We start from the raw sequence: 12,454 nt of genomic DNA, 5'->3' as shown, positions 1-12,454 counted from the left end.
GCGCATACGGTCGATTCGGGCAAACGCTGTCGAGCCTGACAGAGGCCTCCGGTTTTGCTCGAGAGCTTTTCCTTGCCCATGGACCTCAAGGTGGCATTGATCTCCACCAACCCCGCTCGAAGAGTGCCCGATCCCATGCCCTGACTGATCATGTGCCAAACCGTAACCGCCGAAGAGAACCCACGATCGCGTTCCTTCGAACGCTTCGGAATCGATTCCAAAGGCAACGCCTCCTCGAAAACATACGGCAGTTGACCCGGAAGACCCTTCATGATCGAATTGCGACTATCCTCAAGCCTCTTGAGGGCAGATTTAGGGCTTCGCCCAAAGGCGCGGTGAAAACCGGGAAGAAACAGGTTGTTTTGTTGCACACCAAAAGCTTGCAGAATCCATCGCCTAGGGCGACCCCTGTCTGCTTTCTGGCAATACAAAATCCATGAATCCAGCCTTATCTAAGTGCCATTGGGGTCTGACCCGTTCCTCGCATCTCGGTTCTCCTTGTCGCTAGAAGTTTTGATCCGCACCTATTTCGCAACGCAGTTAGTTTGCTTGAACGTCTAAATACCATCCATCTCCCAAATCAAAACATCGGTATCCCTCACGATTTTCTCCAGCTTTGGCCCAAGCTGTGTATTCCTCGTCAACAGGAACTTCCCTCGGCACCGCAATATAGGTCGATTGATCAAGGTAAAGACTTGTGAGCCACTCTGGATTATCATCAAACCCGTGACATTCCGCAGCCTGCAGGCGCTTTATCCATACTAGAATTTCATTATCCCACTTCCAGTCATCAATGTATCCCTCGACAATCCTACCATCACGATAGATAACAGTGACATATTCTCGCCCATTGGACCGAATCAGACGGCGCAGTGATGACTGATTCTGAATATCGGAGACGAGCGTTGCCAAATCGTCCCGGTGATCTTCAACAAAAGCAATATTCTCATCGAACGTTGGTCGATTCGGTTCGCAGCCGATGAGTCCGATTGCCACCACGAGAATAGAGGTGCGAATGGACCGAGATAACTTCATTCTCTGTAGATCGTTGGGGGCACGCACACTAGCAAAAGGATCAAGCTCAAGGCGAGCGGTTAATCTCGGGTTGTATACCCGTCTGGTTCGCGGTCGGGTTCTTAAATTTTCTGAAAGCTTTTAATGCGAAGAAAACTATAATCCCATAAATGGAGGAATTCAGAAATACCAGCACAAGCCCACTTAATGGTCCTATGTCTTTCATTATTAATATTGCCGGAGCTAACAAAGGTATAGATAGCGCGAACTGGACTAGAGTGCTTATGAAGATTTCTATTTTATCGTGGTCTTCCAAGCCTGAATAGTAGTTGTCAATTGCGATATTTATGTTCCAAAAAGAGCATGCGATCGTAGATAAAGAGTGAACGACTGAACAAATGATGCTTATTAAAATTAATTTCATTTGTTTTGCCATCAGTGCTACTTGCGTAACCCACTTTCGGAGATCATGAAACCTCGGCGGATGCATATCAACATGGCTTTGACAAAAAATCTGGAAAATCGGGAACTCACTGAACTTAGGTTGAAGAAGGTTTGAGAAATTCTCGGAGTCTTCTGTCTGACGCTGAACTCATTGTATGGGGCCGGAATTTCACCCGAAAAAAGCGTAATTCCGGAGCAGGCCTGTAGTCAATCCAAACTCCATTTCGATCGGGGCTTCACAATCCGCAATCCTCCCGCTCGATCCGCGAGCCATTCCCCTGCCCAATCTACTTAAAATGCCCTTTTCGACCAGACCGCGAACTTCGATTCGTGCTGTTGCATTCGATTAGATCGGGGCAAAGGTGTCTGCCAAGATGCTGAAAGACGCCAAATATTCCCCGTAAATCAGAATCTTTATATTTCGCATCTGACACGTTCCACATCCCCCAGCGGGAAGGATACCACCTCGTCCGTCTAACGTCTTTTTCGCGGTTGGGCTAGTTCTGTTTAAGGAGTTGCCATCGATGGGTTGTGACGGGTGTTCGAAACCAAATGTTGTCATCCGTGCGGCCGTCGAGAGTCGCCACCGCTCCGATAACCGGGTCAGCCTGAATCCACTGACCGTCTCCAACGTATGCGATTATGTGAACACCATTTTGGGTCACGGCAAGATCTCCGGGGATCAACGCATCGTAATCCATCTTTTGAATCGTTCCTGTCGCTCCAATCGCAACTGTGTAGTCCCGATAACCTTCTCCCAGCGCCTTTGCGCTGGCATCAAACCACCACTGCTCTACGTATCCGCGAAAAGCAAGCCCATTGAAGTGCCTGATTCCGTAGGCCAGCAGAGCGTCGCGAAAGGCGCGCCGTGGCAGCCCTGAGCAATCGATCCCGCGAGAACTCTCTCCTCCCCAAAAGTATTGCGTTCCCTCATACTCAGCCATTCGTCGGACATAATCCTGCCGCAATTCCCGCGGATCGATTCCACCGTCCGGCAGAACGAATGGTATTACTGCAACCATCGGAAGAATCAGGACGACTACCCTAAACGGCTTGCGCTTCCACGCGAGAATAGTGAATCCGATCCAAGCTCCGAGGATGCACCCCAAAAACGCTAGTTTCAGAAATTTACTGTTAAGCGGATTAAGCGGAAGTAAGAAGATTCCCAAGAAAGCACCGAGCGTGCAGATCAGTATGATGCGTCTCCACATTTTATCTCCCTGGCGAACACTGCCAGTCGGGTGACACAACTTCGGATATCGCTATGCGTGATGAAGGCCTCTCGAAGCGGCACTGCCAGAAAATCCCGAAGATCGAAGTTTCATTACGCATCGGGCAGAAGGATTTTTTCGAAATTCTTAGAGTTTTCCCGTCGGACGTTAAGCTGGTTACAAGCGACCGGAATTTCATTTAAAAAGCGTAATTCTGGAGCAGAGCTGTGGTCAATCCAAACTCCATTTCGATCGGGGCTTCAAAATCCCCAATCCTCCCGCTCGATCCGCGAGCCATTCCCCTGCCCGATCCACTTGAAAAGCCCTTTTCCTGAAGTTCACGAACTTCCATTCGTGCTTTCGCATTGGATTAGATCGGGACAAAGGAGTCTGCCACGATGCTGAAAGGCGCCAGATTTCCCCGCATCGTAGAGGATGGAAGTTCGTGAGCACAGAGAATCTCGGAGCCTCACTCAGTCTGGTTCGCAGGTGAGGGTTCGTACCATGATAGTCTCTTATCCAAGGACCCATGTGCTGCGTACTCAAAGTGTATGATTCTTCTTCTTTTCGGAAACTCGGATCGCTTAGACGCATGCAGAAGCAGTGGCGACATCAACAATACATCCCCCGCTTCACATTCGCAGACAACCTCTGAATCGCCCACATGAGACAAGACCTCTTTCGATCCGATCTTTCCGTTTAGATGTGATCCGGGGATTACTCTCAGTGCACCGTTTGAGCGTGGAGTCTCGTCCAAATGGATCCTGATCGTAACCATTTGTTCCAGCAATCCTTCAGGAGGCTGAACGTGAATCGAACCGTCCTTCCTCGACCATGGGCCATAACCTTCCACTGCGACCTTCTCTTCAACCGCTATGGTTAAGTCCTGATGCCAAGTGACAGGCCAATTCTCACTAGATGTCTTATCGAATAGGATGCTTCTCACTGGGAATACGCCCCGAGGGAGAAGCTCCTGTAGGCGGGATGACCTGGCCAGTTGATCAAACTTTCGAGATTTTTGCCTTAGATGCCTGACACACGCAGAATTTTCCATGCGCGCAACACGGTCAGCTTCACCGCGTAGGGCTTCCAATTCTGTCTCAGTGAATACACCCCGAATGATTGCAAATCCTTGTGTGTCGAGATTTTTCATTCCTTTGCAAACGTAGAGAATCGCCAGCCAACCAGCAAGTCTCAGCCCTCTCTTCGCGATCTACCTTTCCCCACCAAGGGTAAGAAGGACACGCAGACCTGGATAGGTATAGAGCACCTGTCGATTGATCAACCGATCCCACGCCCCCAGAGCTCCTCGAATTTCTTTCGTTCGCGCGCCTCGCAGTTATTCATTATTTTTTTGTATAACGTGATCACCACTCGACTGGGTCAGCGTCGAGTATTGGCCGGAGTTCTATGGACTCCGCGGTTGTGCCACTTTTCATTCTTTTCGGTCTACAGGATGAGGTTCCCTCTTTCATCAAACATGCTATTTGGAGCCCATGCGACTTCCCAGTAATGCCCGTCGGGATACTTTAAAATAGCCACTGTGGCCACCCCAGAATACATCCTGAGCTTGTTTCACGATGCTTCCTCCGCTTTTCTCCGCTAGGCTTAGAATTTCCGACACCTCGCTTTTCTCACGAACATTGTGTGCGATCGTTACTCCGCTAAAACCTGAGGCGGATCTCCGTATCTCAGATCCAATATCCTCGGTTAGCTTGTCAATAGGATATAGAGCCAAAGCCGTCCCGTTGAGTCCAAAGAAGGCAATCTGGTCTCCTTCTTTGGCATTCGTCTCGAAACCAAGCCCATCGCGATAAAAGCGAATTGATCGATCAAGGTCGCTAACCCCAAGAGTGATTATGCTAATTCTGGATTCCATGATTGTCGTAAGATTTAGAGATCAGCCCCCAACCCGCAAGGCTCAGTTCTCCGGTTGATTGTTGTGACTTTCGGACGAGTTCACAGAGATGCCCGTTTCACTCGGTCTAGCGTCTGTATCTCCGCCCAGTCGCTCCATATTAGCTTGCGAGACTTCCGAGGATTGTAGCCGCTCCTGAACTGCCCTCAGTAATCGTTCTGAATTCAGGAAATCGATCTCTGGTTCCGATAATTCTGCGGTGGAGGAATCATCCATCGAGATTTCTAGCTCGGATGAGAGCTCAATAAGGTGATTCTGAACCTTGCCCTCATCAAACGTGATTCGCTGCACTCGCTGTGGCCCTTCATCGTCATAGACGGAAACAATATCGATTCGTAGGCCAGACTCGAAGACCGAAGCATAGCTTCTCCGTTTCTGCTGGTTCCCTTGGCTCAAAAAGTCTGATAGCTCGGAAGCGTTCATTCCGAGTGCATGGTTCAATTCGATATCTTCCGATGGATAGACGGTAATCTCCAATTCGGGTTCTTCTTTTTGTTCCCACATGTCCTTAAATTCTTTTTCGAGCTCCTGACTGAAAGCGAGAACCAGTCCGAGTAAAACAACCAAGGCCGACACGATCCCCACAACATATCCGACGGCAATTTTTTTCATTTTCCCTGGCGAATGTTGACGTTAGACGCGAGCGGGAGCGAGCCCCTACCCGGAATGGCTAGCCTCCCCCTTCTTCAAATGGGATCTGGCAATTTTCTGAGACCACTTTCGCCCATTTAGAAAAAGGAGGGTGCCAATTGCAAACGGCAGGAAGGTTGACCAGAAACTATACCAATCAACTTCATCCTTCCAACTGTCACCTGGATTGGTTGCAGCCAATTTAATGAGATAATGCGCCCATGTCAGCGTATCCGGGAAATAACCGACAAAATAGTAGAGGCCGATTCCCAGAAACACGACAGAATAGCAATCGACGAGAGACAAAGAAACAACCGAGGCATCTTTCGGCAATCCGCGAATAACCAGTCGGGCAATGCCATGGGAGAAAATCCAAATCAAAATCGCCCCGAGAAAGAGTCCAAAAACGATTACGAGCGGAACGACAGAGAAAGCGTCAAACAACTCGAACTCATCTTGCCTATAGGCATCCGAGAAAAGGTAGAGTTGAGGGGTTAGGTAAATGATTACCAACAACAAAAAATTCAGGGTGATAAAACGTAGAGCGACTACGACGAGACTGTGTAGGTTCATTACGAGTTGGATTGAAATAGGTTTTGGGAATCCTTTCAGTTTCTAGTCGGCCTTTGGGCTGAGTTGGTGGCAAAGAGTCGTGATCTCATCTGAGAAATGCGTAATTCCGGAGCAGGACTGTGGTCAATCCAAACTCCATCTCGATCGGAGCTTCACAATCCGTGAAGATCTCACTCGATCCGCGAGCCATTCCCCTCCCCGATCCACTTGAAAATGCCCTTTTCGATCAGACTACGAACTGCGTTTCGTGCTGTCGCATTGGATTAGATAGGAACAAAGGTGTCTGCCACGATGCCAAAAGGTTCCAGATTTCCCCCAGAAATCAAAATCTTTATATTTTGCGTCTGACCCGTCCAGCATCCTTTTTGACGCATGGCCAAATACCAGACCGCACCCCGTAGGGGTCCTCTTTTGATCCTCCACAATATCACGCATAACTCACTCGAGAAAACCTGAAACGTGTAGGGCTTTCTTGCGAACTATTGCGATATTGGGCTCTCCGGGTGCGAACATGCCTTAACCATTATGTTCGACGTCATGCCAAGACCTGGGAATTAGGAAGTCGTCATGCCCATCTCTCCAATTCGCAACGACGTGTATATTCCCCAAGCCATGCCAAGTAATCGCACCGGCGTGCTCCGTAACGATAATCTGAAACGGTTCATCCAACTCGTCGAGAAACTTCGAAAGAGCCGCGAATATGCGATGCACTCCCTCAATATCCGCAGACTTTCCACCTGGAGTGTCCTCTAGGCTCGGCCATGCTTCTGGGAAATAAACCTGGCTTGGTTGGTCTATCACAAGAAATTGTGGAACTGGGCTGCTGGAGAGACCGACAAAATGCTCGTGAAGTGCAAGTAAACAAGAGACGTGGTAGCCGACCCAATTCTGTCCGCTACCAACTTCCCAAAGAAAATCAGTCCGACCCGAAAGGGAGGTAAACTGGAGGCTCAATTCCCTAATGTTTAGTCGCACATTCTCCGCGGCATGCTCAAGTTGAAGGTCGCGCGCATAATCGTGAATTCTTGATGATACTGATTCAATTGCAGCCCTCTCTCGTTCCCGTTGTGCTCGCGGATCCAAATCATCTTTCAATTCTTGAATGCGTCGGGACAGGTCTTTTACGCGATCTCCGAGTTCTCCTACATTCCTACTTGCCGAAAGATTCTCAAGTGCTTGCTCAACTCGACCGACGAACAGGTATACCTGTCTCACTCGCTGGCGTTGCGATGATAATTCTTGAGACGCGGACTCGAGAAACTGCCTTTTCTTTCGTATCTTCGATATGTCCTGTTCTAGGTTGCGAAGCTCTTTACGAAGGTCAGCTAACTCTTGATCCAATTTCGCTGGTGCTTGAGCCACAGAGTTTGCCAAGACTCCAAGTTCATGTGCAAGTTTCTGCAGTTCTCCGAGGTTTTCATTGCCGTGCTCATGGACAGCATAACAAACTGGGCACATGTGTTTTGAACTCAGTTTCCTCTCAAGCCAACCAACTCCCAGCATCCGATCCTTTTGACCAGTCAGTGTTGAGCCATACTCACCGACGGATTCGGAAAGTTGATCCAACTTTGACAATCGTTGACGGACCGCTCCCATCTGTCGCGCCAGACGATCCTCTTCGCCAATAATTTCCGTAAGCTGGTTTACTGCCTCTTCCCCTGTTCCCTCCTTAATCTCCGGAATATCAAGCTTCTTCACGTTGGCTGGGACTGGTTGCAATTCTATTACGAATCGATCAAGATTCCATGTAGAATCAGGATTAGGAGCATCAGGCAGGAGACCAAGAGCTTTTGCCTGGAGGTAGTAGCTTTCAATCTCGGCCTCCCATGCTTTCGCCGCCTTTAGTCGCGCCTCCAGCTCGCGACGCAGCCGATCGTGTTCTTTCGTAATATCCTTCAGTTCCCGCTGTTTTGCCAATGTCGATGCATTTACCGCTCCGAGAACCAATGGAAATATGGCACGAAGTTTCTCGCGGTGCTCGGTCGTATCAGCCTTGAAAAACAGTGTGTACGGATTAGCAACGATATGCTGAGGCTGAAAATTGAATGCGGCCATATCTCGAAAACTCGGTCGACTCCCGAATCCGACAGATTCATCACCACTTAACTCCAAATGTGGCAATTGCGCTACTTGATCCATTCGATTTTTCAGGTCATCGACACGTCCATTCTTCTCAATTCGATTCGGAATCTCCAAATCAAGACCTTCGACCCAATACAGATCAGTCGTTGTTTGCTGGTCTCCCGGATTTCGCCGAGCAACAATCATCTCGGTATTCGCTAGTTTAATATGAAGCCCAAACCACTCGGTCAAATCTCGTATTAGCCCGACGGGTATAGCGCATTTACCACTCCCAAGGCAGTAATCCACAATTGCCGTAAGCGAAGATTTCCCGGTCGCACTTTCACCAGTGATTACATTGATTTTGTCGGGCAAAAAGGGAATTACACGAGGCGAAAACCTGTCGTTCTTCGGCCAAAGAATTATTTTTAATAGGGCGAGTCTCATTAGAATCGGATATTGAGATGTGTCGTAAGCTGAGCTTTGGGAAGCTCGCCGATCGATTGTCCAACACGCTTTGCAGCCGCGAGGAGAATTTTCACCTCTTCCGTCACATGATCCACAGGAGGCGTTTTTCGACCAGGAATTAATTCCGGTTCCTCGCCTGAATCGAGGAGCAGTAAGCCTGTGGAAAAGCCAATCGATAGAGATTGCAGTGTGCGATCAGAAAGAGCCTGCATTCTCTCCTGAAGTCCAAGCGTGATTTCCCGATCACTCGCAACAGCCTTATAAAGTGCTCCCGGTTTCGCTTTTGATGCCAACGCATTTGCAGATCGCTTATGGAATGCAAGAGGAAGAACAACGAACGCTAATAGGAGCGGCATGCCCCCAGCCCTATTTCTCACTTCATAGGCTTCACTGACCGCATACCAAATCGTTTCTGCACCCAAGCCGGGGTTCTGCACAACCTGCTGCTCAAATAGAACATCAATCATTTCCCTCCTCCTGTTTCATTAATTCCTCGAAACGCGGATGCCAACCAACGACCAATCGATCTGCCATGCGGTGGTAGGTTCCAGAGGTCAAATAGACCTGTTCGGTCTCGATTCCTGCAAGCCGCTCCCTGTGCTCGTCGGTAGTTTCCGTTAAGATTTTGAACCCGACATCCTCTTCAGGTCTACTTTCGCCAAAACGCTTTTCACGACCCGAAATCTTAACCCACCGCAATCTGAGCGAGTGTTCAAAATCAATCCAATCCTGATCGGTAATATTACCATCAACTGAGAGACGCGTCTTCTCCATGTTGCACTGGATGAACTCTCGAATGGATTCATCGACTCTACCGTGATCATCGGTGACCAAGTAAATTTGCTTAACGAAATCGCGACCTTTCTCCCGACCTATTTGTTCATCATATACGGGAATTAGGTTGGCTGCTCGTTCACGGTCTTTCTGACGCTTTCGTAGATCCAGAATTGCGTAAAACTGGTTGACGAAACTATCACGCGAAATCCATGCTGGCTCTCGCTTCTGCCACAAAGCTAGAGAACTTCGGCTAACCCAACCCAATAATTCGTCGAGAATGGACTCCGCATCTTTTGTGAAATCTGCTGGGATAGGTAGTTCCGCGATTGTAGACTCTCTAAGTTTCTTGCCACTGGCGCCACCTTCCTCGTCGACCAACTCACAATTCAATATTATTTCTCGTAAGTGGCGATTGGACGGGGTGGCCAAGACCTTTTCCGTGAATTCGCGAATAGTATCTGAAGGGTTAGCTGCAGCGGATTGGAGCGCATAGATGCACTCGTCAACTTCTTCTCTTGTTTTAGCATTGGAAAGTTGTCTAGCAAGGCCGTCCGGCAAGGCCTTATTTGTGACCATGAAAAACCTAGACTTTCCAATTTCCAGTTCTTCATTTTGGACGGCGGATAGCCATATCGAAAGTGTGTTCCATAGGTCTTTCGAGCGATCTCCAAATGGTTCTGCCTTCTCTCTAATGGAATGCTTGTTCTGCTCAAGAGTTAGCATCCCATCCTTATGCTTTATGGCCACATCGTCCTCTGTTTCGATTCCGATCACAAAGCCAGCGGGACTTCGCGAGAGCCAATAAAGGGCTCGTTCAAATTGAAACGTATACCCTGCCGCTGGTCCTGGCGCTGAATGGTTTTCAAGACTCATAGCTTTGGTTCCTTTCTTTATGCGGTCCGACATCAACTTCACAATGACCGCGGGACTTTGCATTCATCAGTTCGTGAAGGAGGGAGCGGAAGAGGTCTTGGAGTGGTATCGCAATGCGAGAGAAAACTCCCGGAATTGTGGGGGCGGAGATTTCGCGGTGGCAATCAGTGAAGACGAGGGCACCGATCGATGCCCCATAATTCGTCGCGTCCTTGGCCAGGTAAATGAAACCAACGGCTTCCCAGATTTGGGGTTCGAAGGCATGATTCAGTGTGTTCATGGGATAGACTCTTCGCCCAAAAGCGGCTGCTCTTAAAACGACACCTTGGGAGATAACGAAGAGTCAAAAGCTCGTAAACAAAATTCGGAGCAGTTGCACGATTTTCACACATTTCGCCGGAGGGCTGCCTTTTTTTGGGGTTATACCCTTCTCGCGAACTCTGCGCTTCTTTGCGGCTAGCAGAAGGACTCGTGAGGCTAATCCCAATCGAGTCGAATCGTTACTGTAGAACTTGGCCGAAGATCGTGAACGGATTTGCTAAGGGGCAAAGGGTCGGGCGTTCAAGCATCCTAACTTCAGTTTTTCTCGCCCCACTTGAGAGCAGACTAGTGTACCTGCGCATCTGTGGTTGTGTTTCCGCTTTCGAGAAAAGATCCAACGGAGCTGCCTGCCCTTCATATCCCCTCTCCAATACTCTTGGGAAGAATCAAGGCATACCCCCACCAACAAAACAGAACAATAGCCCCTAGTCTCCCCGCGATCACATAAGCGAAAATTAGCGAGCATAAGCGGTCTCCGGCTATGCCGGATTTCTGAGAGGCAGCAAGTCGGGCGCTTCCGCCTTCGCCCGCTTCGGCGTGACGAGGAACCCAACCCGACCACGGTTTTCCTTTTCCAATCGAAAGTGGATCGACACGACTCGGCCGTTCGACTTTCCCCCGATCGATTTCCGGTTCTACCCGAGCGGATAGGGATACTTTTTCGTAATCCGGTCGATCTCCTCGAGGGTTTCTGAATCGAGGATCAAGTCCTTGGCTTTCAGACATTCTTCCAGTTGATCCAAGGTGACTGCACCGAAGATGCTGGAGGCGACGAAGTCGTGTTGGCGGCTCCAGGCGAGACAGAGAGGGACGACCCCTACTCCGATCTTTTCGGCGAGTTCCATCAGCTCGGAGACGGTGGCGAGACTCTTTTCATTCACGAAGCGATGGGCCATCCGCTTCTGGCGATCTCCTTCGTTCTTAAGGTAGTCCGTGAATCGGGCACCTTCCGGCAATTGCCCTTCACAGTACTTGCCCGAGCAAACTCCACCTGCGAGGGGCGAGTAAGGCAGCAGACTGATCGATTCCCGCTTGGAGATCTCGGCCATGTCATCCTCGAAGCGACGATTGAGGATGCTGAAATTGTTTTGGACGGTGTCGTATCGAGCCGTGCCAGTACGGGCGGCCGCCGCCTCAGCTTTCATCATTCCCCAGGCATTTTCGTTGCTGGATCCAATGACCCGAACCAGCCCGTCGCGGACCAGTTCATCGAGGGCTTCGAGGGTATCCTCATAACGGGCATCATGATCCGGCCAGTGAGTCTGGTAGAGATCCACATAATCGGTTCCGAGGCGTTTCAGGCTCCCCTCAATGGCGCGACGAATATGAACCCGATCCAGAGCGGTGTGTCCCTTGCGGACTGGCGGACGAAACCAGCCATGCCCCGGACCGACTACTTTCGTGGCCAGGATGATCTCATCCCGATCGTGCCGTTTGAGCCAATTCCCCACCATCTCTTCACTCCGGTTCATCCACTCCTCTTTGGGAGGCACCGGATAAATTTCTGCCGTGTCAAAAAAGTCAATACCGGCTTCCAGGGCCCGGTCCATGATCGCAAAGGCTTCCTCTTCCGTATTCCTGGAGCCGAACATCATCGTCCCCAGGCACAAATCCGAAACCGTCACCGCACTTTTTCCGAGTCGTCGATATTCCATGCCGCCCACTATGTCAGGATCCCGGCGGGGAGAGAAGGAGAATCCTGAATTGGGAGGGGAGAAGATGGCGAACGTCCAACTTCCAACTTCGAACTTTCAACTTTCATGTCCCGACCTGAAATAGGTTGTCGGTTTTTGTAAAAGAAAGGAAAACCGATGAAAACAAAAAGTGCGATACGCTACAGCGAAAGCTTCAAGTTGCGAGTGGTCCGGGAATTAGAGGATGGTCGTTTTGAGACGATCACGCAGGCCCGTCGTCACTACGGGATATCCGGAACACGGACGATCCATAGCTGGCTGAAAGAGTTTGGAAAGAACTCAATGTTGCCCAAGGTAGTTCGTGTGGAAACGCCAGAAGAACAGATAGAACTCAAGCGCCTGCGCGAGCGTGTAAAGCAATTGGAGAAGGCCGTGGCCGATCAGTTTATTGCGAGTGAAGTGGAGAAGTCATTCCTGGAGATAGCCTGCGAACGTGCCGGGTATGATGACGTGGAAGAGTTCAAAAAAAA

12 protein-coding genes and 1 pseudogene are annotated in these 12,454 nt (G+C 49.7%); 1 reads left to right on the top strand and 12 read right to left on the bottom strand.

Features of this window, described 5'->3' with window-relative positions:
• The 12 genes and pseudogenes from H5P30_RS05685 to H5P30_RS05630 all read right to left on the bottom strand — a co-directional run.
• Positions 1–371, bottom strand: a 371-nt coding sequence (locus H5P30_RS05685; RefSeq protein WP_185691015.1) for a hypothetical protein, incomplete at its 3' end; no start/stop codon positions are given.
• A gap of 169 nt (positions 372–540) precedes the next feature.
• On the bottom strand, positions 541–1,035 hold the full coding sequence (locus H5P30_RS05680; protein WP_185691981.1) for a hypothetical protein: 495 nt from the start codon (positions 1,033–1,035) through the stop codon (positions 541–543).
• A gap of 920 nt (positions 1,036–1,955) precedes the next feature.
• Positions 1,956–2,480, bottom strand: coding sequence for an NlpC/P60 family protein (locus H5P30_RS05675; protein WP_185691980.1), 525 nt, complete (start codon positions 2,478–2,480; stop codon positions 1,956–1,958).
• A gap of 658 nt (positions 2,481–3,138) precedes the next feature.
• On the bottom strand, positions 3,139–3,822 hold the full coding sequence (locus H5P30_RS22645) for a phytanoyl-CoA dioxygenase family protein (RefSeq protein WP_185691979.1): 684 nt from the start codon (positions 3,820–3,822) through the stop codon (positions 3,139–3,141).
• Positions 3,823–4,118: 296 nt separating this feature from the next.
• A pseudogene (locus tag H5P30_RS05665) lies at positions 4,119–4,548 on the bottom strand (VOC family protein).
• A gap of 42 nt (positions 4,549–4,590) precedes the next feature.
• Positions 4,591–5,199 (bottom strand): hypothetical protein, encoded by a 609-nt coding sequence (locus tag H5P30_RS05660; protein ID WP_185691978.1) that lies wholly within the window; start codon positions 5,197–5,199, stop codon positions 4,591–4,593.
• 45 nt (positions 5,200–5,244) lie between these two features.
• Positions 5,245–5,790: a hypothetical protein gene (locus H5P30_RS05655; RefSeq protein WP_185691977.1), complete on the bottom strand. Its 546-nt coding sequence runs from the start codon at positions 5,788–5,790 to the stop codon at positions 5,245–5,247.
• 516 nt (positions 5,791–6,306) lie between these two features.
• On the bottom strand, positions 6,307–8,298 hold the full coding sequence (locus tag H5P30_RS05650) for a DUF3732 domain-containing protein (RefSeq protein ID WP_185691976.1): 1,992 nt from the start codon (positions 8,296–8,298) through the stop codon (positions 6,307–6,309).
• Positions 8,298–8,786 carry a three component ABC system middle component gene (locus H5P30_RS05645; RefSeq protein ID WP_185691975.1) on the bottom strand — a complete coding sequence of 163 codons (489 nt, stop codon included), beginning with the start codon at positions 8,784–8,786 and terminating at the stop codon, positions 8,298–8,300. The genes H5P30_RS05650 and H5P30_RS05645 overlap by 1 nt, the downstream gene beginning before the upstream one ends.
• Positions 8,779–9,969 carry an ABC-three component system protein gene (locus H5P30_RS05640; protein ID WP_185691974.1) on the bottom strand — a complete coding sequence of 397 codons (1,191 nt, stop codon included), beginning with the start codon at positions 9,967–9,969 and terminating at the stop codon, positions 8,779–8,781. The genes H5P30_RS05645 and H5P30_RS05640 overlap by 8 nt, the downstream gene beginning before the upstream one ends.
• Entirely contained in the window at positions 9,959–10,249 is a 291-nt protein-coding gene (locus H5P30_RS05635) for a hypothetical protein (protein WP_185691973.1), read from the bottom strand. Before H5P30_RS05635 ends, H5P30_RS05640 begins: the two co-directional genes overlap by 11 nt.
• 676 nt (positions 10,250–10,925) lie before the next feature.
• Positions 10,926–11,945, bottom strand: coding sequence for an aldo/keto reductase (locus H5P30_RS05630; protein WP_185691972.1), 1,020 nt, complete (start codon positions 11,943–11,945; stop codon positions 10,926–10,928).
• A gap of 156 nt (positions 11,946–12,101) precedes the next feature.
• On the opposite strand from H5P30_RS05630, the gene H5P30_RS05625 reads away from it, so the two are divergent.
• Positions 12,102–12,454 (top strand): transposase (locus H5P30_RS05625; protein WP_185691971.1); only part of this gene is annotated, 353 nt, incomplete at its 3' end.

The organism is Puniceicoccus vermicola (assembly GCF_014230055.1).
GTDB classification, from domain to species: Bacteria; Verrucomicrobiota; Verrucomicrobiia; order Opitutales; family Puniceicoccaceae; genus Puniceicoccus; species Puniceicoccus vermicola.
The sequence above is the reverse complement of the archived record's forward strand: the minus strand, read 5'-3'. Positions and strand labels throughout refer to the sequence as shown.